The sequence below is a fragment of the Streptomyces sp. H27-H1 genome (assembly GCF_026627445.1).
In the GTDB taxonomy this organism is placed as follows: Bacteria; Actinomycetota; Actinomycetes; order Streptomycetales; family Streptomycetaceae; genus Streptomyces.
In genome coordinates, this window is sequence record NZ_JAPNLJ010000040.1 from 34161 (window position 1) to 57158 (window position 22998).

Consider the following 22998-nt stretch of genomic DNA (forward strand, 5'->3'; position numbering starts at 1 on the left):
TACGGCAGGCACTACGCTCGCTCCCATGACCAAGAAGTTCGAATACGCGACCGTCCCGCTGCTGGTCCACGCCACCAAGCAGATCCTGGACACCTGGGGCGAGGACGGCTGGGAGCTCGTCCAGGTCGTACCCGGGCCGAACAACCCCGAGCAGCTGGTGGCCTACCTGAAGCGGGAGAAGGCGGCATGAGCGGAGTCGTCGAGGCGCGGCTGGCCGAACTCGGGCTGACCCTGCCCGAGGTCGTCCCGCCGCTGGCCACGTACCAGCCGGCCGTGCGGTCGGGTGCCTACGTGTACACCGCCGGCCAGCTCCCGATGATCAAGGGCAATCTGCCGGTCACCGGCAAGGTCGGCGCCGAGGTCTCGGCGGAGCAGGCCAAGGAACTGGCCGCGACCTGCGCGCTCAACGCGCTGGCCGCGGTGAAGTCCGTCGTCGGCGACCTCGACAAGATCGCGCGCGTCGTGAAGGTCGTCGGCTTCATCGCCTCGGCCCCCGACTTCACGGCCCAGCCGGGCGTGTTGAACGGCGCGAGCGAGCTGCTGGGCGCCGTCCTCGGCGAGAAGGGCGTCCACGCCCGCAGCGCGGTCGGCGTGGCGGTCCTCCCGCTGGACGCCCCGGTCGAGATCGAGATCCAGGTCGAGCTGGTTCCGGGAGCCTGACCTCCGGCACGGCCCAGGCGGGGCCGGATCACCCTCAGGGGGATCCGGCCCCGCCGGCGTTCGCGGCGCGGGTCCGGCGGGCCGGCGCGGGCGCGCCGGCCCGCCTCCGTGGCCGCCGCCGGCGCGGCCCGCCGACAGGTGGCCCTCGAACATCGGCCCGGATGGCCGTAGCATCCCGCCATGCCGAATGGTCAGTACGGTCAGCAAGAGACCTCAGCGGGAGGTCAGTGGTACCCCCCGGAGTGGCCCGACCGCATCCGCGCGCTCGCGGACGGCTCGCTCACCCCGGTGGAACCGAGGCGGGCGGCCACCGTGATGCTGCTGCGCGACACCCCCGACGGCCCCGCCGTGCACATGCTGCGCCGCCGGGTCGAGATGGCCTTCGCCGGAGGCGCCTACGCGTACCCCGGCGGCGGCGTGGACCCCCGCGACGAGGACCACCTCATCGGCTGGGCGGGCCCGAGCCGCGCCGAGTGGGCCGAGCGGATGGGCACCGACCCCGCCACCGCCCAGGCGATCGTCTGCGGAGCCGTCCGCGAGACCTTCGAGGAGGCCGGGGTCCTGCTCGCGGGCGAGTCCGCGGACACCGTCGTCGGCGACACCACCGGCGAGGACTGGGAGGCCGCCCGTGCGGCCCTGGTCGCCCGGGAGCTGTCCTTCGCCGAGTTCCTCGACCGGCGGGGCCTGGTCCTGCGCTCCGACCTGCTCGGCGCGTGGGCCCGCTGGATCACCCCGGAGTTCGAGCCGCGCCGGTACGACACCTGGTTCTTCGTCGCGGCCCTCCCCGAAGGCCAGCGCACCCGCAACGCCTCCACCGAGGCCGACCGCACGGTCTGGATCCGCCCCGCCGACGCAGCCGCCGGCTACGACAAGGGCGAGCTGCTGATGATGCCGCCCACCATCACCACCCTGCGGTCCCTGGAGCCCTACGGGAGCCCCTCCGAGGCCCTCGCCGCGGCCGGCGGCCAGGACCTGGCCCCGGTCCTCGCCCGGGCCACACTCACGGACGGCGAGCTCGTGCTCAGCTGGCCGGGCCACGACGAGTTCACCAAACGCGTCCGCCTCGCGAACCGGGGCCCCGCGAACGGCCCCGTGGACCCCGGCCCCGCGAACCCCGGAGGAGCGCCCGCATGACCGATGCCGCCGCCCTGCCCGGCCAGCCCCGCGGAGTCGTCACCTCCGGACCCGCCACCGCCCGCGCGGTGAACGTCCTGGCCCCGAACGCCTCCGCGATGACCCTCGACGGCACCAACACCTGGCTCGTCTCCGAGCCCGGCTCCGACCTGGCCGTGGTGATCGACCCCGGCCCGCTGGACGACGTACACCTGCGCGCGGTCGTCGCCGCCGCCGAGGGGGCGGGCAAGCGGGTCGCGCTCACCCTCCTCACCCACGGACATCCCGATCACGCGGAGGGCGCGGCCCGCTTCGCCGAGCTGACCCGGACGAAGGTCCGCGCCCTGGACCCGGCTCTGCGCCTGGGCGACGAGGGTCTGGCCGCCGGGGACGTCATCCGCACGGGCGGTCTGGAGCTGCGCGTGGTCCCGACGCCCGGCCACACCGCGGACTCGCTCTGCTTCCACCTGCCGGCCGACCGCGCGGTCCTGACCGGTGACACGATCCTGGGGCGCGGCACCACCGTGGTCGCGCACCCCGACGGGCGGCTCGGCGACTACCTGGACTCCCTGCGCCGGCTGCGCTCGCTGACGGTCGACGACGGCGTCCACACGGTGCTCCCGGGACACGGGCCGGTCCTGGACGACGCGCAGGGCGCGGTCGAGTTCTACCTCGCCCACCGGGCGCACCGCCTCGCGCAGATCGAGACGGCGGTCGAGAACGGTCTGAGCACCCCCGAGGCGGTCGTCGCCCACGTCTACGCGGATGTGGACCGGTCGCTGTGGCCGGCCGCGGAGTGGTCCGTACGCGCGCAGCTGGAGTACCTGCGGGAGCACGGCCTGATCCCGGGGGGTCCCGAGTGAGCGGGCCGCAGCCGAACTATCCCGCCGGACGGGGAGTTTTCGTCCCGTGCCGGGCGGTGTACTCGTCCGCGAGCCACGGGCCGAGGTCCTCGACGTAGGACCGCAGCACGGCCGGGTCCGCCACCGGGTCCAGCGCGGCGGCGGCCGCGGCGCACATCTGGTCGGCGCGCTCGGGGTAGTACTGCCCGAACACCTCCGCCGACTCGGTGAGGTCGCTGGTCCAGCCGCCCCACCGGGGCATGACGAGGGTGAATCCGGTCCGCACGAGGTGCCGCGAGACGCCCCGGCACAGCCTGCGGTACTCCTCCGGCGTGGCCGCCGCCCGGATCCGGTCCCGGACCTGCGGCAGCAGCTCGGCCAGGTCGCCGTTGGTCTCGCGGGCGAGCAGGCCGTCCGGGCGGTAGCGGGGCAGGTGCTCGGCCAGGTCCGCGCCGAGCAGCGGGGTGCACAGGCAGGCGAGGAACCAGCCGAGGTCGTAACGTTCCTGCTCGCTCAGCAGCCGGTCCTTGCCGTACAGCAGGATCCCGGCCCCGTCGATCTCCGCGAAGTCCTCGTCGAGGCCGCGTGCCAGTACCTCGGTGGTGTCGCGGTCCTCGTCGCAGGGCGCGTGGTGCAGGGCGATCAGCAGGTCGAGGTCGGACCGCCCGTACCGGGCGCTCCCGCGCGGCACGGACCCGTACAGGTAGGCGCTGTGCAGCCGTTGCCCGTACGCCTCACCGATCCGCGCCCGCGCGGCGGCGACGAGCCCGCGGAACTCGGCCGGCACCTGCCCGAGTGAGCCTTCGCGCTCGAAGTACCCGTACGCGTCGAGGCCTCTGTGCTCCATGGGTCCACTGTGCCCCCACTCCGGCCGCGTGCGTCCGGCCGAAACGCCGGGCATGAAATGGGCCCCGACGAAAAGGGGCCTTGACGAAAAGGGGCCCCGCCCACCGGGCGGGACCCCTCTACGAAGACTGCGGACGTCAGCGCGAGCGCTTCGCCAGCCGCTCCACGTCCAGCAGGATCACGGCACGCGCCTCGAGGCGGAGCCATCCGCGCCCCGCGAAGTCGGCCAGAGCCTTGTTCACGGTCTCGCGCGACGCGCCGACGAGCTGGGCCAGCTCCTCCTGCGTGAGGTCGTGCACGACGTGGATGCCCTCTTCCGACTGCACGCCGAAGCGGCGCGACAGGTCGAGGAGCGCACGGGCCACCCGGCCCGGAACGTCGGAGAAGACCAGGTCGGACATCTGGTCGTTGGTCTTGCGCAGGCGCCGCGCGACGGCGCGCAGCAGCGCGGTCGCCACCTCGGGCCGGGCGTTCAGCCACGGCTGGAGGTCTCCGTGACCCAGGCCGAGCAGCTTGACCTCGGTCAGGGCGGTGGCGGTGGCGGTGCGCGGGCCCGGGTCGAACAGCGACAGCTCGCCGATCAGCTCTCCGGGGCCGAGGACGGCCAGCATGTTCTCGCGCCCGTCGGGGGAAGTGCGGTGCAGCTTCACCTTGCCCTCGGTGACCACGTAGAGCCGGTCACCGGGGTCGCCCTCGTGGAACAGGGCGTCACCGCGCGCGAGGGTCACCTCGCCCATGGAGGCGCGGAGCTCCGCGGCCTGCTCGTCATCGAGCGCCGCGAAGAGCGGGGCACGCCGCAGTACGTCGTCCACGAGTCTCTCTCCTATGTCGACCAGCCAGGGGATCGGTCCCCCATTTTGCCGGACGGCTCAAACAGTGCGATCAATCACGTTCATCACAAGGATGCCGGACGTACGGGTGTGCTGTGCGGCGAGAGGCCTATCGGGGTGGTGTTACCTGAGGTCCGGGGCGGGTCTGGCCGCCGTGCCCCGGACCGGCCGGGCGTCCAACAGGCCGGTGAGAGCACAGGCCAAGGGGTCCGGGGGAGTGACCGCGGCAGTGAATTCAGCCGTGGGCGAACACGGCTCGTCGGGGGCCCTCCCGGAGCAGTCACCCCGGCTCCAGGGCAAAACTTCGGCCAAGAAACCCCGGCCGGGCCGGAGGTCACGTCCGGCCACGGGCGGAGGGCTGTCCGGCGTAGCCTTCGGGGATGGCAGAGAGCAAGGTCAAGAAGGACGGGGCGAAGCCGGAGAGCCACCTGGCGATGGTGCGGCGGGCGCGCAGGATCAACCGGGAGCTGGCCGAGGTCTACCCGTACGCGCATCCGGAGCTCGACTTCCGCAACTCCTTCGAGCTGCTGGTCGCCACCGTCCTGTCCGCGCAGACCACCGACCTGCGCGTGAACCAGACGACCCCGGCCCTCTTCGCCGCCTATCCGACCCCCGAAGACATGGCCGGAGCCGATCCCGAGGCGCTGGAGGAGATCATCCGGCCGACCGGGTTCTTCCGGGCGAAGGCCAAGTCCCTCCTCGGTCTCTCGCAGGCGCTGCGCGACAACTTCGGCGGCGAGGTGCCGGGCCGGATCGAGGACCTGGTGACGCTCCCCGGGGTGGGCCGCAAGACGGCGAACGTGGTCCTCGGCAACGCCTTCGGCGTCCCCGGGATCACGGTTGACACCCACTTCGGCCGACTGGTGCGGCGCTGGAAGTGGACCGAGCAGGAGGACCCGGAGAAGGTCGAGGCGGAGATCTGCGCGATCTTCCCGAAGAGCGAGTGGACGATGCTGTCGCACCGCGTCGTCTTCCACGGCCGCCGGATCTGCCACTCCCGCAAGCCCGCCTGCGGGGCCTGCCCGATCGCTCCGCTCTGCCCGGCCTACGGGGAGGGCGAGACCGATCCGGAGAAGGCGGCGATGCTCCTGAAGTACGAGAAGGGCGGCCAGCCCGGCCAGCGCCTGAGCCCGCCGCCGGACTACCCGGGCCTGCCCGCGCCGGCCCGATCCGCCCCGGCAGGCGCCTGAGTCCCCTGCGGGGCCTCCCGGACGCCCTGGGGGCGTTCGAGGGGTCCGGGTGCGGAGCCCGGCAGCAGAGCCGCACCCGTAAGGAACGAATCACTACCCGCGCCGCGTTTGCCGGTGTGTGGGGGAACACGGACAGGGGTGCCCATGACCGAGGCCACGCAGAACCGCCGGGCGGACGCCGCCGGGCCCGGCGCGGGCGCCGCGCCCGAGGATCCGTACGAAGCTCGCTACGGGGCCCTGCACGAGGCCACGCACGACGCGCCGAGGGGTCGGCGCGGCAGCACGGCCCTGCTCACCCGCGGCCTGCCCGGCTGGCTGGACCCCGTCGTCGAGGCGGCCCGGACGGTGCGGCCCACCCAGCTCAGCCGGTTCCTGCCGCCGGAGGACGGGCGAGGCCGCCAGTCCGCCGTGCTGATCCTCTTCGGCGAGGGCCCCCGCGGTCCCGAGCTGCTGCTGATGGAGCGGGCCGGCACCCTGCGCTCGCACCCCGGCCAGCCCTCCTTCCCCGGGGGCGCCCTGGACCCCGAGGACGGCGACCCGCACACCACCGGCCCGCTGCGCGCCGCCCTGCGCGAGGCCGAGGAGGAGACCGGCCTGGACCCCGCCGGGGTCCAGCTCTTCGGAGTGCTGCCCCGGCTCTACATCCCGGTCAGCGAGTTCGTCGTGACCCCGGTGCTCGGCTGGTGGCGCGCCCCCAGCCCGGTCGGCGTGGTCGACCCGGCCGAGACCGCCCGGGTCTTCACGGTGCCCGTGGCCGATCTCACGGACCCGGAGCACCGGGTCACCGTCGTCCACCCAGGCGGCTTCCACGGCCCGGCCTTCACCGTGGAATCGGCTCTGGTCTGGGGTTTCACCGCCGGGGTGATCGACCGGATCCTGCACTTCGCCGGCTGGGAGCGTCCCTGGGACCGGGCCCGGGAAGTCCCGCTCGACTGGACCGCATGAGACGGTGGCCCCTGTGAACGTGCTGGACATCTTGTTGCTGCTCGCCGCCGTATGGTTCGCGATCGTCGGCTACCGCCAGGGGTTCGTCGTCGGCATCCTGTCGGTGATCGGCTTCCTCGGCGGTGGTCTCATCGCCGTGTCCCTGCTGCCCCTGATCTGGGACCGGGTCACCGACAACGGCACCCAGGTGTCCACCACGGTCGTCGTCATCGCCGTGGTGGTGATCATCATCTGTGCCTCGATCGGCCAGGCGCTCACCACCCACCTGGGCAGCAAGCTCCGGCGCCACATCACGTGGTCCCCGGCCCGCGCGCTCGACGCGACGGGCGGCGCCCTGGTGAACGTGGTCGCGATGCTGCTGGTGGCCTGGCTGATCGGCTCCGCGCTCGCCGGTACGTCACTTCCCACGCTGGGCAAGGAAGTCCGCAACTCCAAGGTGCTCCTCGGCGTCTCCAGGGTGCTCCCGGCGCAGGCGAACACCTGGTTCTCGGACTTCAGCTCCACCCTGGCCCGCAACGGCTTCCCACAGGTCTTCAGCCCGTTCTCCAACGAGCCGATCACCGAGGTCAATCCCCCCGATCCGGCGCTCGCGAACAGCCCCGTCGCCGAGCAGGCCAAGCGGTCGATCGTGAAGGTCGTCGGCACGGCGCCCGCGTGCAGCAAGGTGCTGGAGGGCACCGGCTTCGTCTTCGCACCGGGCAAGGTGATGACCAACGCACACGTCGTCGGCGGGGTCACCGAGCCGACCGTGCAGATCGGCGGCGAGGGCAAGCTCTACGACGCCAAGGTCGTGCTCTACGACTGGGAGCGCGACATCGCCGTGCTGGACGTGCCCAGGCTGAAGGCGCCCGCACTGGAGTTCACCGACAAGGACGCGGCGAGCGGCAGCGACGCCATCGTCGCGGGCTTCCCGGAGAACGGTTCGTACGACGTCCGCTCGGCGCGGGTCCGCGGCCGGATCAACGCCAACGGCCCGGACATCTACCACCGCGGAACCGTGCGAAGGGACGTCTACTCCCTGTTCGCGACGGTCCGCCAGGGCAACTCCGGCGGCCCGCTGCTGACGCCCGAGGGCAAGGTCTACGGGGTCGTCTTCGCGAAATCCCTCGACGATCCCAACACCGGTTACGCCCTGACCGCGGACGAGGTCCGCGACGACATCCAGACCGGGAAGGCCGCGGACCGGCGGGTCGGCAGCCAGGGTTGCGCCCTCTGAGTCCCCGGGGGGCCCTACGGAGCCCTGCAGGGCTTCCCGGGCCCTGTCGGTCCTCGTGACCGCCCGGGCGCCCCGGAAGCCCTGCGGGGTCAGTGCCTACGTGCGCTGGTGCCTGAGCCGGGCGGAGACCCAGCGGGCCCGCCGGCGCAGAATGCGTGGAATCCCTAGTCGGGGGTCGTCGTGGCCTTCGCGGCCCTGCCCCCTGTGCGTGCCCGGCGTGACCGTCGAGCGGCGTTCGTGTGCGGTGTCACCGTAGTCGTGCGTCCAGCTCATACTCCGAGCTGTGCCCGGGCCCCAAGGTCGGTAATCGCGTTGGGGGCGGCCAATTGGCCTATGCGTCAGGCAATTGAACGGTTGTCATATAAACGGCGTGTGAGGATCGGTCAGCTCAGCGGTCCGGCTCGGGATCCTTCAGCCAGTTGACCAGCTCGGTCGAGAAGGCCGCCGGGTCCTCCTCGTGAGGGAAGTGCCCGAGCCCGTCGAAGAGCCGCCAGCGGTACGGGGCTTCGACGTACTGCCCGGACCCCGCCGAACTACGCGTACGCATCACCGGATCGAGCGAGCCGTGCAGGTGCAGGGTCGGTACCCGTACCGGCCGCTTCATGCGCCGGTTGAACTGCAGACCGTCGGGCCGGGCCATGGACCGCATCATCCAGCGGTACGGCTCGACCGAGCAGTGCGCCGTGGAAGGGATGCACATCGCGCGCTGGTACACCGCAACGTCGTCCTCCTCGGGGAGCCGCGGGCCCGACCAGTCCCGGATCAGTTCGCCGACGAGCGCCCCGCCGTCGGCGACGAGCTGACGCTCGGGCACGAACGGCCGCTGGAAGCCCCAGATGTGCGAACTGGCCCGGGTCTGACCGAAGTCCGACAGCATCGCGGAGCGCCAGCGGCGCGGGTGCGGCATCGAGGACACCACCAGCCGGCGCACCAGCTTCGGCCGCATCACCGCCGCCGTCCAGGCGAGGTAGCCGCCCAGGTCGTGCCCGACGAGGGCGGCGTCGGGCTCGCCGAGGGACCGTACGACCCCGGTGATGTCGAGCGCCAGGTTCGCCGGGTCGTAGCCGCGCGGGGTGCGGTCGCTGCCGCCCACCCCGCGCAGGTCCATCGCGACGGCCCGGTAGCCCGCGTCGGCGAGGGCGGTCATCTGGTGCCGCCACGTCCACCAGAACTGCGGGAACCCGTGCAGGAGCAGCACCAGGGGTCCGTCACCCAGTTCGGCGACGTGGAACCGCGCCCCGTTCGCCGCGACGTCCCGGTGGGTCACCGCTCGCCCGCCCGGGATGTCGATCCGTACCGCCGTGGCGGCGGTGGGAGGCGTACCGGATGTGCCGGAATCGGACGAGGGCGCTGTCATGAGGACGAGCGTGCCACACCCACGGCGTTGTCACTGACCGAGCGGGCGTGGGGCTTGACGGTGCCGACGAGGGCCGCCGTCTCCTTGACCGAGGCGATGGTCTTCACCGGCGGCTTGATCTTCTTGAACTTCGCCAGGGCGATCAGACCGATCACTCCCGCCAGCAGCCAGAACGCCACACCGACGATCAGGAAGGACCAGGCCAGCCCGAGCCCGAGGTTGTGGATCCCGTACGCCGCCGCGAAGCTCAGCACCGGCAGCGAGAAGAGGAGGAGCACGCCCGCGACGACGGCGGCGCCGCTGCCGATGCCCGCGCGCTTGACGTCCTGCTTGATCTCCACCTTGGCGAGGGCGATCTCGTCGTGCACCAGGGCGGACATCTCGGCGGTGGCCGAGGCGACCAGCTGGCCGAGTGTGCGCTCGGCTCCCGGGGCCCCGTGGTCCACTGCGCTCATCGATCTCTCCCTCTGTCGTCCGACTGCGACGGCTGTCCTGTCGTCAGTTCAGATCATGCCGGACGGCCGCCGTCGGCGCTGGACCCGCCCGCAGCTTCTGCCGCGGCGTGTGGCGCATCGGCCGCGGCCGCTTCGGCCCTGCGCAGGTGCTCCGCCGCCTTGGCCTCGTAGATCTTGGCCATCCGCAGGTGGTAGTCCGGCTTGTCCTGCTCGTAGATGTCGGGGATGCCGTCGAGGTCCTCGTCGCGCTCCTCGTCCTCGGTGAGCGCCTTGTACCTGCGGTTGCGCATCTTCAGGAGGATGCACGCCAGGATCGCGGCGATGAGCGAGCCGATCAGCACGGCGGCCTTGACCTCGTCGGTGAGGACGGGGTCGTCGGTGAAGGCGAGTTCGCCGATCAGGAGCGAGACGGTGAAGCCGATGCCGGCGAGCGAGGCGACGGCGAACACGTCCGGCCAGGCCAGACCGTCGTTGAGCTCCGCCTTGGTGAAGCGGGCGGCGAGCCAGGTTCCGCCGAAGATGCCCAGCGTCTTGCCGATGACGAGGCCGAGCACCACGCCGAGGGTCTCGGGCCGGGTGAAGACCTGGCCGATGGCCTCGTCGGAGAGGGAGACGCCGGCCGAGAACAGGGCGAAGAGCGGGACGGCGAGGCCGGCCGACAGGGGCCGGACGAGGTGTTCGATGTGCTCGCCGGGAGAGTGCTGCTCGCCCTCCTCTCGGTGGCAGCGCAGCATCAGGCCCATGGACACACCGGCGATGGTGGCGTGCACGCCGCTGTTGTACATCAGGCCCCAGATCGCCAGGGCGAGCGGGACGTAGATGTACCAGCCGCGCACCTTCGCACGCAGCAGGAACCAGAAGAGGGCCAGGCCCACGGCCGCGCCGCCGAGCGCCAGGAAGTCGATCTCGCTGGTGAAGAACACCGCGATGATCATGATGGCGAACAGGTCGTCGACGACGGCGAGGGTCAGCAGGAACGCGCGCAGGGCCGACGGCAGCGACGTGCCGATGACGGCGAGGACGGCGAGCGCGAAGGCGATGTCGGTGGCGGTCGGGACCGCCCAGCCGTCCGTCGAGCCGTTGCCGAGCACATTGGTCAGTACGTAGACCAGCGCGGGCACGGCCATGCCGCAGATCGCGGCGATCACCGGGAGCGCGGCCGCCTTGGCGTCGCGCAGGTCGCCCGCGACGAGCTCGCGCTTGAGCTCGATGCCGGCGACGAAGAAGAAGACGGCGAGCAGGCCGTCGGCCGCCCAGTGCTGGAGCGAGAGGTCCAGGCCGAGGGAGGCGGGGCCGATGTGGAAGGAGCGGACGTTCTCGTAGCTCGCCGAGATGGCGGGCACGTTAGCCCAGACGAGTGCGGCGATCGCGGCCACGAGGAGGAGGACGCCGCCGACCGTCTCGGCGCGCAGGGCGTCGGCCACGAAGCGGCGCTCGGGCAGCGAAAGGCGGCCGAGGAGCTTGCGGCTCTGGTTGTCGGTGGGGTGGGGCGCGACCACGGGTGGTACCTCCGGGGTGGGTTGGACGGCATGGCGAAGCATGTTGCCGACCAGACTTCCCGGCGCACCCTGTGGAGTAGTTCTTTAACCGTCTAATACGTTACAGGGTGCACGCGTAGGCGTATCCGGTGATCTTCACTTTATGTGCGAAAGGGGCATCCGGCGCGACGCGCCGAATGCCCCTTCCCACCGTGTCGCACAGGTGGGTGGTGCCGGGTGGGACCTCAGTCCTCGCTGCCGGCCGCCGGCAGCTTGCTCTGGATCAGGTCCATGACCGAGGAGTCCGCGAGCGTGGTGACGTCACCGACCGCGCGGTTCTCGGCCACGTCGCGCAGCAGGCGGCGCATGATCTTGCCCGAGCGGGTCTTCGGCAGCTCCTGCACCGGCAGGATCCGCTTCGGCTTGGCGATCGGCCCGAGCGTGGCACCCACGTGGTTGCGCAGCTCACCTACCAGCGTGTCCGTCTCGGTGGCGCTGCCGCGCAGGATGACGAAGGCCACGATGGCCTGGCCGGTGGTCTCGTCGTTCGCGCCGACGACCGCCGCCTCGGCGACCGAGGGGTGCGAGACGAGCGCCGACTCCACCTCGGTGGTCGAGATGTTGTGGCCGGACACCAGCATCACGTCGTCCACCCGGCCGAGCAGCCAGATGTCGCCGTCATCGTCCTTCTTGGCGCCGTCGCCCGCGAAGTACTTGCCCGGGAAGCGGGACCAGTAGGTGTCGATGAACCGCTGGTCGTCGCCCCAGATGGTGCGCAGCATCGACGGCCACGGCTCGGTGAGGACCAGGTAGCCGCCCCCGCCGTTCGGGACCTCGTTCGCCTCGTCGTCCACGACGGTGGCGGCGATGCCGGGCAGCGCGCGCTGCGCCGAACCGGGCTTGGTCTGGGTGACTCCGGGCAGCGGGGAGATCATCATCGCGCCGGTCTCGGTCTGCCACCAGGTGTCCACGATCGGGCAGCGGTCACCGCCGATGTGCTTGCGGTACCAGATCCAGGCCTCGGGGTTGATCGGCTCGCCGACCGAGCCCAGTACGCGCAGGCTCGACAGGTCGAACTTCGCGGGGATGTCGTCTCCCCACTTCATGAACGTCCGGATCGCCGTGGGCGCGGTGTAGAGGATGGTGACGCCGTACTTCTGCACGACCTCCCAGAACCGGCCCTGGTGCGGGGTGTCCGGCGTGCCCTCGTACATCACCTGGGTGGCGCCGTTGGCGAGCGGCCCGTAGACGATGTACGAGTGCCCGGTCACCCAGCCGATGTCGGCGGTGCACCAGTAGACGTCGCTCTCCGGCTTCAGGTCGAACACCGCGTGGTGGGTGTACGCGGTCTGCGTGAGGTAGCCGCCAGAAGTGTGCAGGATGCCCTTGGGCTTACCCGTCGTCCCCGAGGTGTAGAGGATGAAGAGCGGGTGCTCGGCGTCGAAGGCGCGGGGCGCGTGCTCGGCGCTCTGGCGGTCGACGATCTCGTGCCACCAGACGTCGCGGCCCTCGGTGAAGGCGGTGTCCTGGCCGGTGCGGCGCACCACGAGGACGTGTTCGACCTGCGGGCACTTGGCGACGGCCTCGTCGATGGCGGGCTTCAGCGCCGAAGGCTTGCCGCGGCGGTAGCCGCCGTCCGCGGTGATGACCAGCTTGGCGTCGGCGTCCTGGATGCGGGAGGCGACGGCGTCGGCGGAGAAACCGCCGAAGACCACGGAGTGCGCGGCGCCGACGCGGGCGCACGCGAGCATCGCGACGACCGCCTCGGGAATCATCGGCAGGTAGACGGCGATCCGGTCGCCGGCCTGTACGCCCAGCTCGGTCAGGGCGTTCGCGGCCTTGGAGACCTCGTCCTTGAGCTCGGCGTAGGTGATCGAGCGGCTGTCGCCGGGCTCGCCCTCGAAATGGATGGCCACACGGTCGCCGTTGCCGGCCTCGACGTGGCGGTCCACGCAGTTGTACGCGACGTTCAGCTTGCCGTCCGCGAACCACTTCGCGAAGGGCGGGTTGGTCCAGTCGAGCGTCTGCGTGGGCTCGGTGTCCCAGCTCAGCCGCCGCGCCTGCTCGGCCCAGAAGCCCAGCCGGTCCGCGTCGGCCTGTGCGTACGCGGCCTCTGTCACGTTGGCGGCGGCGGCCAGATCGGCAGGCGGTACGAACCGCCGCTCCTCCTTGAGCAGATTGGCCAGGCTCTCGTTGCTCACGACATATCCCTTTCCCAGGGTGTCCGTTGTGTCCCCGGCATAGCTCATCAGTCAATGGCCCAGGTGACAAGGGGTAGCCGGGAATTGGTGTAGACCTATTACTCGCCTGGGCCCACGCGCGAGTGGCCCCCGCCCGCCGAAGGGGGCGGGAAGGGGCCACTCAGTGGCACGGATACGGGAGGCTATCGGTTCAAAGCTCCCGCTCGAACGGGAATCGCTGGTGGGAGCCCCAGCGGGGAGATCCGGCGGGCGGATCCGACGGCGGCTCCTGACCGGGGGCGGGCGGTCAGCCGCGCAGCGCACCCGCTCCGACGGTGTCGAAGACCCGGCAGTCGAAGAAGTCCTCCCCCTCCGACAGCAGGTACGCCTGGGCCTCGCCGACGTGGAAGTACATCCCGTGCAGCTCCAGCGTGCCCTCGGCGAGCCGCCGGGCCACCGATTCATGGGCCCGCAGGTGCTCCAGCTGCTGCACGACATTGGTCAGGCACAGCTGCTCCACGGCGTCCGCCGGCAGCCTCCCGGAGATCCGCGCCCAGGCGTGGTGGCGGCTGGCCATCCGCTCCAGGCTCGGCAGTCCGTGCCGAAGCCACCGCCGCAACGGGGTCATGGGCACCCCGGGCGCGGAATTGAGCAGCGCCTGCATGGCCCCGCACCCCGAGTGCCCGCACACGGTGATGCTGTCCACCTGCAGGACGTCCACGGCGTACTCGATGGCCGCCGCGACGGAATCGTCCGTGGACTCGGCCCCCGGGAGCGGGACGAGATTGCCGACGTTGCGGACCGTGAACAGGTCTCCCGGTCCACTGGCCGTGATCATGCTGGTCACCAGTCGGGAGTCCGCACAGGTCAGGAAGAGCTGCGAGGGCCGCTGCCCCTCCCGGGCCAGCCGGGCCAGCTCCTCACGGACGTGCGGGGCGGTGTCCCGCTGGAATGCGCTGATTCCGTTGGCCAGTTGACCGGCGCCGCGCCTGCGGGGGCCGGCCGGTACGGCGGGGACGGGGGGCGCGGCCGCGGCCACGGCCACCGTCTGGGGTGTACGGGCAACCGTGCCGCGGTGGTCGCAGTGGTTCTGCCACGGGGTCCAGGGCCGGCAGCACTGGTGGTCCCCGCGCTGCTCGGCCCGCTCACCCCGCTCGGCCCGCTGGGCCCGCTGGGCCTGCTCGGCTTCGGCGATCCTGGCCCCTGACCGGCCGGTGACCTCCAGCGAGCCGCCGTGGGCCAGATGGGAGTCCTGCCAGTCCTGGAGGGTCTCGTAGGCGGCGTGGTCCATGAACGAGCCGTCCAGTTCGACGACGGCGTGCGCGGTGTGCGGGATCTGGTTCAGCACCCGGCTCAGCCGCGGGACCGCGAGGAAGGTCAACTGCCCTCGGGCCCACACCCGGTGGACCCCGCTGTCGAGTTGTTCGACGGTGATCCGGGTCCGGGCGAGGCGGTGCAGGGCCAGGGCGACGGCCATCGCGATGCCGATGGCGACGCCCTCCAGGACCCCGCCGAGCACCACGGCCACGATGGTCGTCGCGTAGACCAGGAACTCGCGGTGCCGGGTGACGGTGCGCAGGTGCGTGGCGTTCACCATCTGCACGCCCACCGCCATCACCAGGGCGGCGAGCGCGGCGAGCGGGATCAGGTCGAGGGCGGGTACCAGCAGCCCGGCGGCGATCAGCACCCACAGCCCGTGCAGCATGACCGACCGGCGGCTGACGGCCCCGGCCTTGACGTTCGCCATGCTGCGGACGGCGCCTCCCGCGACGGGCAGTCCGCCCAGTGCCCCGGAGACGATGTTCGCCGCGCCCTGTCCGCGCAGTTCGCGGTTGAGGTCGGACCGTGCGGGGCGACCCTCCGGGGCCCGCTGGGTGGCGATGAGCTTGTCGGTCGCCACTGCCGAGAGCAGTGATTCCACGCTGCCGACCAGGGTGATGGTCAGCACGGCGGCGAGGATGCCGAGGACCGGGCCCTCGGGCAGCCCGGCCAGCGCGTGGCTGCGCCAGGACGGCAGGTCCACGCGGGGCAGGGTGAGCCCGGCGAAGGCGGCGCAGGCCGTGGCGACGGCGACGGCGGCCAGCGCGGCGGGGATCTTGCGCAGGTACCGCCCGGTGCGGCCCGGCAGCCGTGGCCAGCAGAACAGGACGGCCAGGGTGAGCACGCTGACACCGAGCGCGGCGGGATGCAGATCGGCCAACTGGTTGGGCAGGCCGCGGACATTGGCCAGGGCGGAGCTCTGCGGGGTGCCGCCGAGCACGATGTGCAGCTGCGCCAGCGCGATCGTGACTCCGACGCCGGCGAGCATCCCGTGGACGATGGCCGGGCTGACCATCAGCGCGGACCGGGCGGTCCGCAGCGCGGCCAGGCCCAGCTGGCACAGCCCGGCGAGCACCGTGATGGCGCAGGTGGTGCGCCATCCGTAGTGCTGGATCAACTCGGCGGTGACGACGGTGAGTCCGGTCGCCGGGCCGCTCACCTGGAGGGGCGTTCCGCCGAGCCGTCCGGCCACGATCCCGCCGACGGCCGCGGCGACGAGACCCGCCTGGAGCGGTGCGCCGGTGGCCAGGGCGATGCCGAGGGAGAGCGGCAGGGCGATCAGGAAGACGGCGACGGAGGCGGAGAGATCGGCGTGCAGACCGGACGGGCGCCCGGTCGGCAAGCAGGCCGACGGGCCGGCCGGCAGGCCTTTGGAGGGGGGAGGGGGAGTGGGTGCGGGGCTGGCGGTCATCAGGTCCCGTCTCCTCGGGGGAGGGGTGAAGCGGCGGGATTCTCAACACTCGGTAAATGAAAGGTAATGGAGAGTAAAGGCCAGTGGGGGGCAATGCGGGCAAACGGCCTAGGAATTAACGCTCACGAGTGATTAGGCATTTAGTCCGGCTTGTCACACCTTCCTTAAAACGGACCGCGTGGGACGTTGCGGCACGGAAGTCCTGCGAGGGAACTGCGAGGGAAGAGGTGCGGCGGATGACTGCCACCAAGAAGAAGGCCGCCGGCGGCACGAAGAGGATCGCCGGCGGTCTGGTCGCCACGGCGCTGGTCCTGGGAGTGGCCGGGTGCAGCACCTCGGAGCCCACCAGTCGCCCGGCCCCCGGAGGCCAGGCGGCCAAGAAGGGCGCGGCCGTCCCACAGGCCCCGGCGCCGGGCAGCGTCAACCGGCCCATCGGTGACGGCTCGACCGCGTACACGGGCCTGCAGCCGAACGTGAAGAAGTCGGAGAAGCTGAAGCCCGGCGAAAAGCCGCCGCAGTTCGTCGTGTATTCGTGGGACGGAGCGGGAGAGGACAGCCAGAAGCTCTTCTCGCATTTCCGTGAGGTCGGCAAGAAGTACAACGCGCGCATGACGTACTTCCTCAGCGGCGTGTACATGCTCCCGGAGGAGAAGCGTTCCCTCTACACCGCGCCCCAGCACTCCTCGGGCCGGTCCGACATCGGCTTCGGTGACCCCCAGGGCATCAAGGACACCGCCACCCAGGTGCGCGAGGCCTGGCTGGAGGGCAACGAGGTCGGCACCCACTTCAACGGCCACTTCTGCGGACCCGAGGGCGGTGTCGGGACCTGGTCCGTGGAGGAGTGGAAGAGCGAGATCAACCAGGCGAAGTCGTTCGTCAAGAACTGGAAGACGAACTCGCCGGCCCTCAAGGGCATGGAGGCGCTCCCGTTCGACTACGACAAGGAGATGATCGGGGCCCGCACCCCCTGCCTCGAAGGCCAGAAGAACTTCATGCTGGCGGCCAAGGAGATGGGCGGCTTCCGCTACGACTCCAGCGGCATCAGCAAGCAGATCTGGCCGAAGAAGACGGACGGCCTCTGGGACATCCCGCTGCAGCTGGTCCCCATGCCGGGCCGCGCCTTCGAAACGCTCAGCATGGACTACAACTACCTGGTCAACCAGTCCGGTACGACCACGCAGGGCGATCCCTCCCAGCACGAGTACTGGGGCGAGCAGATGCGCGACGGCCTGGTCAAGGCCTTCGAGCGGACCTACCAGGGCAACCGGGCGCCGCTGATCATCGGCAACCACTTCGAGTCCTGGAACGGCGGCACCTACATGCGTGCCGTCGAGGACTCCATCAAGACCATGTGCACGCAGAAGGAAGTCCGCTGCGTGCCCTTCCGTGAGCTGGTGGACTGGCTGGACGCCCAGGACCCGAAGGCCCTGGAGTGGATGCGCACCCTCGGCGTCGGCGAGACGCCGAAGGAGGGCTGGAACAAATTCCTGACGGCGGGGCCGCCGGCCAAGCCGGCCGCCCCCGCCGGGGTCAAGCCGGCTGCGGAGCCGGCTGAAGCGAGTCAGAACGAGGAGTGAGCAGCTCCCGTAGGACGAAACCGGGATCGACCTGCTCCGCCAGGTCGATCCCGGTCTTCGTGTTGCCCCAGCTCTCCGCGTTGCGCAGGTGGAAGTGGACCATCTGCTCCGTGTACCGCTCCCAGTCGCGGAGCGCGTAGGAGTCGTCGGCCGCGTCCTGCAGTGCCTGCAGGGCCAGCCGGTTGGTGGCCTCCAGCAGCTCGAAGGCGGCCGGGCGGCCCTTCTCCATCGCCCGCACCCAGTCCGAGTGCCCGACCGTCACCAGCAGGTCGTCGCCGGCCTCGTCCTGGAGGAACTCGATGTCCTCCGGTCCCTGCACCTTGTTGCCCACGACCTTCAACGTGATCCCGAAGTCCCGCGCGTACTCCTTGTACTGGCGGTAGACGGAGATGCCCTTGCGAGTCGGCTCGGCGACCAGGAAGGTCACGTCGAAGCGGGTGAACATGCCGGAGGCGAAGGAGTCCGAACCGGCCGTCATGTCGACGACGACGTACTCGTCCGGGCCGTCGGCGAGGTGGTTGAGGCAGAGCTCCACCGCGCCGACCTTCGAGTGGTAGCAGGCCACGCCCAGGTCGGACTCGGTGAACGGCCCCGTCGCCATCAGCCGCACGGACTCGCCGTCGAGCGTCAGGGTGCGCGCGCAGGCGTCGTAGACGGGGTTGTCCTCGTCGACGCGCAGCAGTCGGGAGCCGGTGCCGGGCGGAGTGGTCTTGATCATCGTGTCGGCGGAGGCGATGCGCGGGTTGGAGCCCCGCAGGTACTCCTTGATGAGGGGCAGGTGCGCGCCCAGCGCGGGCAGCGAGGCCGCCTCGTCCTCGCTGAGTCCGAGCGCGGCGCCCAGGTGCTGGTTGATGTCGGCGTCCACCGCGACGACACGGGCTTCATTGGCGGCGAGGTGGCGGATGAAAAGGGAGGACAGCGTGGTCTTGCCGCTGCCGCCCTTCCCCACGAAAGCGATCTTCATGTTCACAAAGCGTAGTGGGTCGGTGGCTGTGTGTTGTGTGCCTGAGTGAAGAAGACCACTCCAAGGAGGGGTCGGTGCTATGGGGAAGCAGTGCGTAGGCTCCCTACTTATGAGTAGCGCTTCTGCTTCCGCCGCCGGTTCCGCCTCTTCCTCCGCTGCCGCCGCTTCGGCCTCCTCCGGGGCCGCCGCCGACCCGCTCGCACCGCTGGCCGGTCTGCCGGGTGTCGCCGAGTCCGTGGATTCCGTGCGCAAGGCCGTGGACCGGGTCTACGGCCACCGCGTCATGCGGCGCCGCGCCGGGGAGATCACCTCGGAGGCGGCACTGCGCGCCGCGCGCGGGAGTGCGGCGCTGTCCGGCGCCGACTGGGCGCTGGAGGAGGTCCGCCGCCGGACCGACTTCGGCTCGGAACCGCAGGCGCGCACGGTGGGCGCCGCCCTGCGGCTGACGGCGGAGGCCGGCCAGCTGCTGAGCATCTGGCGCCAGTCGCCGCTACGGGTCCTGGCGCGGCTCCACCTGGTGGCCTCGGGCTCCACGGCCGACGGCGATGTGGTCGGCCGGCCCCGCCTGGCCGGTGAGCCGGTGGACGAGCCGTTGATCGACCTGCCGCTGCCCGACGCCCAGGAGGTGGCGGGCCGGCTGGACGGGCTCTCCCGCCTGATCATCGCGGGCGGCTCCGCTCCGGCGCTGATCACGGCGGCGGTGGTGCACGGCGAGCTGCTCGCGCTGCGTCCGTTCGGTTCGTACAACGGCCTGGTCGCGCGGACTGCGGAGCGGATCGTGCTGATCAACAGCGGCCTGGACCCGAAGGCGATCTGCCCGGCGGAGGCCGGCCATGCGGAACAGGGCCGGGAGGCCTATGTGGAGGCCTTCGGGGGCTACGTCTCCGGGACCGCGGAGGGGATGTCCGCCTGGATCGCGCACTGCGGCCGCGCGGTCGAGCTCGGCGTTCGCGAGTCGACGGCGGTCTGCGAGGCGCTCCAGCGCGGCGCGGCCTGACGCGGGTCCGGCGGCGGACCGGGGCGCCCGCCGGGGCCGGACATGGGTTGCGGCGACACCGTGCTGCTGGTGTCGCCGCTGGCATTTGCGCCCAGTTACCAAGCGTCCTCGATGTATGCCCATCAGGTCGGGAACTCTGCCCGTTACCTGGTGCGGCTGGCCCGTAATCGACGGGTCGACGTCGCGTGGGTGCTCGGCGCTCATGCTTCGGTCCGTGGGCCTTACTGCGTTTTAAAGATGATCCTCTCGGATGTTCTTTGGTCTCGCGGGCCGTTGATTCCTTTGTACTCCGCTTCGGAGTGGAGCGAAACCCCTGGCCGCATTTCTTTGCTTTACCGGCCTTTACGGGCCTATTGCGGAGGTACCGGACATTCGGCGTTCTCGCAGGTCAGCTGGATGCAGCGGCGGCCAGCGCACGCCGGCGGCTCGCGTACCAGACCAGTCCGGCGGTGGCAGCGGCGGCGCCCACCGCGGCGGCGGCGACCAGGGCGGGCCGCGCGGGCATCGACAGTCCCGGCAGCCGCTGCTTGAGCCGTACGGGCTTGTTGAACACCAGCACCGGCCACTCCCGCGCCACTGCCTCCCGCCGCAGTGCCCGGTCGGGGTTGACCGCGTGCGGGTGTCCGACCGCCTCGAGCATCGGGATGTCGGTGACCGAGTCGCTGTACGCGTAGCAGCGCGCGAGGTCGTACCCCTCGGACTCCGCGAGTTCCCGTACGGCCTCGGCCTTCGTGGGTCCGTAGGCGTAGTACTCGATCTCGCCGGTGAAGCAGCCGTCCTCGCCCACCACCATCCGGGTGGCGACGACGCGGTCGGCGCCCAGCATCTCGCCGATGGGCTCGACGACTTCGGCGCCGGAGGTGGACACGATCACCACGTCGCGGCCCGCGGTGTGGTGGGCCTCGATGAGGGAGGCGGCCTCGTCGTAGATCAGCGGGTCGATGAGGTCGTGCAGGGTCTCGGCGACGATCTCCCGGACCTGCTGCACGTTCCACCCCTTGCAGAGGGCGGACAGGTACTCCCGCATCCGTTCCATCTGATCGTGGTCGGCGCCGCCGGCCAGATAGATGAACTGCGTGTAGGCGGTGCGCAGCACAGCCCTTCGGTTGATCAGGCCGCCCTGGTAGAAGGACTTGCTGAACGTCAGAGTGCTCGACTTCGCAATGACCGTCTTGTCCAGGTCGAAGAAGGCTGCGGTGCGAGGCAAGGAGTGCGGCAAGGGCTGGTTTTCCACGCCCCGAGCATAGGCGCCCACCATTCGGCGTAAAGTCCGGCGCGTGGGTTTGCTTGAGAAGCCTCTCGGGTACACCATGGAAGTCACGGATCGTTCGCGACCGTGCTAACCCGGTCTGGCTCCTCCCCCCCCGAGTCGGACCGTGGGGACGACCCCCGCTCTCCCCCCCGGCGGGGGTCGTCGCATGTCCGGACGCGGTTTGCGTCCCCGCTTTCGACCCTGAGTGATCATTCCTCGGGTCTCCTCCCCTTCCGGGGGCCCGCACGGCGAAGGCCCTCACCCTCCCGAACTCGTCACGGTGTGTAGTCGTTCCGGCGCGCACCGGAACTCACCTGTTGGGGTGAGCGAGTTATTCACAACGGGCAGGCTGTCCACGGTTTTCGAGCAAGATCCACTTCTTTTTCCCGATCCCGTCACGGTGATTCCGGCCGCGAAGTCCGCGGCGCTGGATTTGCGGTGAGAAGGAGGCGGAGATCGTGGCTGGATCGAAGTCGTGTGAAGTCCGGGATCTCGTGGTGGCGGGCGGGGACGGGCTGAATCCCGGTGCCGGTAGGCCTGTTGCCGCCGGCGGGCGACCACTGATCATCACCGAGGACCCCCTGCTGCTCGACGACCTGCTGCGGCTGTGCGCCGCCGCCGGGGCCGAGCCGCATGTGCACCATGCGGTGCCCGAGCAAAGCGTCGCCGGTGGTGACGGCAGCGGTGACGGCAGCGGCGCGGGCGCCGGGCGTGGCGCGGATGTCGCGGGTGTCGCGGGTGTCGGCTGGGAGTCGGCTCCCCTCGTCCTGGTCGGCGACGACGCCGCCCGGCGGGTGCGCGGCGCACCCCGGCGGGACGGGGTCTTCCTCGTCGGCCGGGATCTGGACGACCCCCGGGTATGGCAGCGGGCGGTGGAGATCGGCGCCGAGGAGGTGCTGACCCTCCCCGACGCCGAGGGCCGGCTCGTCGACCGGATCGCCGACGTGGTGGAGGGGGCAGGGCGGCCCGCCCTCACCGTCGGGGTCATCGGGGGCAGTGGCGGAGCCGGAGCCTCCACCCTCGCCTGCGCCCTGGCCCTGCGGGCCGCCCGGGCCGGAGAGCGGACCATCCTCATCGACGGCGACCCCCTCGGCGGCGGAATCGACGTCCTCCTCGGAGGCGAAGGCGCCGATGGGCTGCGCTGGCCCGACTTCGCCGGCTCGCGCGGCCGGGTCGGCGCCGGAGCCCTGGCGGAATCCCTGCCCGAGCTGCACGCCCTGCGGGTGCTCAGCTGGGACCGCGGGGACCGGGTGGTGGTGCCGCCCGCCGCGATGCGCTCGGTGCTGGCGGCAGCGCGACGCCGGGGCGGGGTCGTCGTGGTCGACCTCCCGCGCCGGGTCGACGAAGCCGTGGCCGAGGTGCTCGCGCAGCTGGACCTGGTGCTGATGGTGGTGCGGGGAGAGCTGCGGGCGGTGGCCGCGGCAGGCCGGGTGGCCGCCGGAGTCCGCATGGTGGCCCGCGACGTCCGCGTGGTCGTACGGGGCCGGGTACCCGGCGGACTCGACGCGGAAGCGGTCGCAGGGCTGCTGGGGGTGCCGCTGGCCGGCGAAGTGCCGGTCGAGGTGGGGCTTCCGGGACGGGTGGCCGAGGGCGAGCCCCCGGGATCGCACGGCCGGGGCGCCCTCGCGCGCTTCTGCGACGGCTTCTGGCAGCGCGCGCTCGGCTCCGCCCAGGGGGTGGCGGTATGAGCGCCGTACTCCTCGACGCGGTGCGCCAGCGGCTCGCCGAGAGCGGGGCGGAGCCCACCCCGGCACGGGTGGCGGCGGCCCTGCGGGCCCAGGGCCGACTGCTGGGCGACGCGGAAGTGCTCGGTGTCGCCGCCGAATTGAGGTCCGAACTGGTCGGCGCGGGCCCGCTGGAGGCACTGCTCGCCGACCCCGAGGTCACCGACGTCCTGGTGGCCGCCCCCGACCGGGTGTGGGTGGACCGCGGCGGCGGGCTGGAGCTGACCGGGGTGACCTTCGCGGACGCCGCCGCCGTGCGCAGGCTCGCCCAGCGGCTCGCCGCCGTCGCCGGACGCCGTCTCGACGACGCCCGGCCCTGGGTGGACGCCCGGATGCCCGACGGCGCCCGGTTGCACGCCGTACTGCCTCCGGTGGCCGTCGGATCGGCGTGCCTGTCCCTGCGGGTGGTGCGGCCGCGCGCCTTCACGCTGGAGGAGCTGGTGGCCGCGGGGACGCTGCCGCCCGGCGGGCAGCGGCTGCTGCGGGACATGGTCGAGGCCCGGCTGTCCTTCCTGGTCTCGGGCGGGACGGGTACCGGAAACCCGAAACTCATACTATGACGCCTCAAGCTAGGAGTTGCGGAGCGTAGTCAGGGAAGAGCCCGGGCGGATGGGATTCCGCCCGGGCTCTTTGCTCCGCTT

The 22998-nt window shown here is 71.5% G+C and carries 19 protein-coding genes and 1 pseudogene; 11 read left to right on the forward strand and 9 right to left on the reverse strand.

What is annotated here, in order from left to right; genetic code table 11:
* Positions 1 to 25: 25 nt before the first annotated feature.
* The 4 genes from OTB20_RS32085 (at position 26) to OTB20_RS32100 (ending at position 2636) form a co-directional block, all read left to right on the forward strand.
* Positions 26 to 190: a DUF4177 domain-containing protein gene (locus tag OTB20_RS32085; protein ID WP_112447450.1), complete on the forward strand. Its 165-nt coding sequence runs from the start codon at positions 26 to 28 to the stop codon at positions 188 to 190.
* On the forward strand, positions 187 to 660 hold the full coding sequence (locus tag OTB20_RS32090) for a RidA family protein (protein WP_267751820.1): 474 nt from the start codon (positions 187 to 189) through the stop codon (positions 658 to 660). Before OTB20_RS32085 ends, OTB20_RS32090 begins: the two co-directional genes overlap by 4 nt.
* 180 nt (positions 661 to 840) lie before the next feature.
* Positions 841 to 1794, forward strand: a complete 954-nt coding sequence (locus tag OTB20_RS32095; RefSeq protein WP_267822919.1) for an NUDIX hydrolase — start codon at positions 841 to 843, stop codon at positions 1792 to 1794.
* The gene (locus tag OTB20_RS32100) at positions 1791 to 2636 is read left to right on the forward strand and encodes an MBL fold metallo-hydrolase (RefSeq protein WP_267822921.1); all 846 of its coding nucleotides are present in this window, start codon (positions 1791 to 1793) and stop codon (positions 2634 to 2636) included. Before OTB20_RS32095 ends, OTB20_RS32100 begins: the two co-directional genes overlap by 4 nt.
* 16 nt (positions 2637 to 2652) lie before the next feature.
* Here OTB20_RS32100 and OTB20_RS32105 read toward each other — a convergent pair whose 3' ends face one another.
* On the reverse strand, positions 2653 to 3462 hold the full coding sequence (locus OTB20_RS32105; RefSeq protein ID WP_267822923.1) for a nucleotidyltransferase domain-containing protein: 810 nt from the start codon (positions 3460 to 3462) through the stop codon (positions 2653 to 2655).
* 136 nt (positions 3463 to 3598) lie between these two features.
* Positions 3599 to 4273 (reverse strand): Crp/Fnr family transcriptional regulator, encoded by a 675-nt coding sequence (locus tag OTB20_RS32110; RefSeq protein ID WP_003981529.1) that lies wholly within the window; start codon positions 4271 to 4273, stop codon positions 3599 to 3601.
* 398 nt (positions 4274 to 4671) lie between these two features.
* On the opposite strand from OTB20_RS32110, the gene nth reads away from it, so the two are divergent.
* From nth to OTB20_RS32125, 3 genes are all read left to right on the forward strand, one after another.
* A complete protein-coding gene (gene nth / locus OTB20_RS32115) occupies positions 4672 to 5481 on the forward strand; it encodes an endonuclease III (protein WP_267822924.1) in 810 nt (269 codons plus the stop codon).
* Between the two features lie 144 nt (positions 5482 to 5625).
* The gene (locus OTB20_RS32120) at positions 5626 to 6426 is read left to right on the forward strand and encodes an NUDIX hydrolase (protein WP_267822926.1); all 801 of its coding nucleotides are present in this window, start codon (positions 5626 to 5628) and stop codon (positions 6424 to 6426) included.
* A gap of 13 nt (positions 6427 to 6439) precedes the next feature.
* A complete protein-coding gene (locus tag OTB20_RS32125) occupies positions 6440 to 7642 on the forward strand; it encodes a MarP family serine protease (protein ID WP_267822928.1) in 1203 nt (400 codons plus the stop codon).
* 388 nt (positions 7643 to 8030) lie between these two features.
* Here OTB20_RS32125 and OTB20_RS32130 read toward each other — a convergent pair whose 3' ends face one another.
* The 5 genes from OTB20_RS32130 to OTB20_RS32150 all read right to left on the reverse strand — a co-directional run bounded on the left by OTB20_RS32130 (position 8031) and on the right by OTB20_RS32150 (position 15843).
* Complete coding sequence (locus OTB20_RS32130) at positions 8031 to 8999, reverse strand: alpha/beta fold hydrolase (RefSeq protein WP_267822931.1); 969 nt, start codon at positions 8997 to 8999, stop codon at positions 8031 to 8033.
* Positions 8996 to 9454 (reverse strand): phage holin family protein, encoded by a 459-nt coding sequence (locus tag OTB20_RS32135; protein WP_267751828.1) that lies wholly within the window; start codon positions 9452 to 9454, stop codon positions 8996 to 8998. The genes OTB20_RS32130 and OTB20_RS32135 overlap by 4 nt, the downstream gene beginning before the upstream one ends.
* A gap of 53 nt (positions 9455 to 9507) precedes the next feature.
* A complete protein-coding gene (gene nhaA, locus OTB20_RS32140; RefSeq protein ID WP_420716531.1) occupies positions 9508 to 10995 on the reverse strand; it encodes a Na+/H+ antiporter NhaA in 1488 nt (495 codons plus the stop codon).
* Positions 10996 to 11177: 182 nt separating this feature from the next.
* A complete protein-coding gene (gene acs, locus OTB20_RS32145) occupies positions 11178 to 13181 on the reverse strand; it encodes an acetate--CoA ligase (protein ID WP_267822933.1) in 2004 nt (667 codons plus the stop codon).
* 238 nt (positions 13182 to 13419) lie between these two features.
* Entirely contained in the window at positions 13420 to 15843 is a 2424-nt protein-coding gene (locus OTB20_RS32150; protein WP_267822936.1) for a SulP family inorganic anion transporter, read from the reverse strand.
* Between the two features lie 236 nt (positions 15844 to 16079).
* On the opposite strand from OTB20_RS32150, the gene OTB20_RS32155 reads away from it, so the two are divergent.
* Positions 16080 to 17420 (forward strand): hypothetical protein, encoded by a 1341-nt coding sequence (locus tag OTB20_RS32155; RefSeq protein WP_267822938.1) that lies wholly within the window; start codon positions 16080 to 16082, stop codon positions 17418 to 17420.
* Here OTB20_RS32155 and OTB20_RS32160 read toward each other — a convergent pair.
* Complete coding sequence (locus OTB20_RS32160; RefSeq protein ID WP_267822940.1) at positions 17374 to 18384, reverse strand: ATP-binding protein; 1011 nt, start codon at positions 18382 to 18384, stop codon at positions 17374 to 17376. The two genes, OTB20_RS32155 and OTB20_RS32160, sit on opposite strands and share 47 nt — an antisense overlap.
* A gap of 109 nt (positions 18385 to 18493) precedes the next feature.
* Here OTB20_RS32160 and OTB20_RS32165 point away from each other — a divergent pair, with 109 nt between their 5' ends.
* Complete coding sequence (locus OTB20_RS32165; protein ID WP_267822942.1) at positions 18494 to 19381, forward strand: oxidoreductase; 888 nt, start codon at positions 18494 to 18496, stop codon at positions 19379 to 19381.
* 388 nt (positions 19382 to 19769) lie between these two features.
* Here the strand turns inward: OTB20_RS32165 and OTB20_RS32170 are convergent, their stop codons facing one another.
* Positions 19770 to 20639: an HAD family hydrolase gene (locus OTB20_RS32170; protein WP_267822944.1), complete on the reverse strand. Its 870-nt coding sequence runs from the start codon at positions 20637 to 20639 to the stop codon at positions 19770 to 19772.
* Positions 20640 to 21127: 488 nt separating this feature from the next.
* Between OTB20_RS32170 and ssd the strand changes: the two genes are divergently transcribed.
* Positions 21128 to 22321 (forward strand): septum site-determining protein Ssd, encoded by a 1194-nt coding sequence (ssd, locus tag OTB20_RS32175; protein ID WP_267822993.1) that lies wholly within the window; start codon positions 21128 to 21130, stop codon positions 22319 to 22321.
* Positions 22279 to 22911, forward strand: a pseudogene (locus OTB20_RS32180) (ATPase, T2SS/T4P/T4SS family); the annotation flags it as partial. The gene ssd and the pseudogene OTB20_RS32180, both read left to right, overlap by 43 nt.
* Between the last annotated feature and the right edge of the window lie 87 nt (positions 22912 to 22998).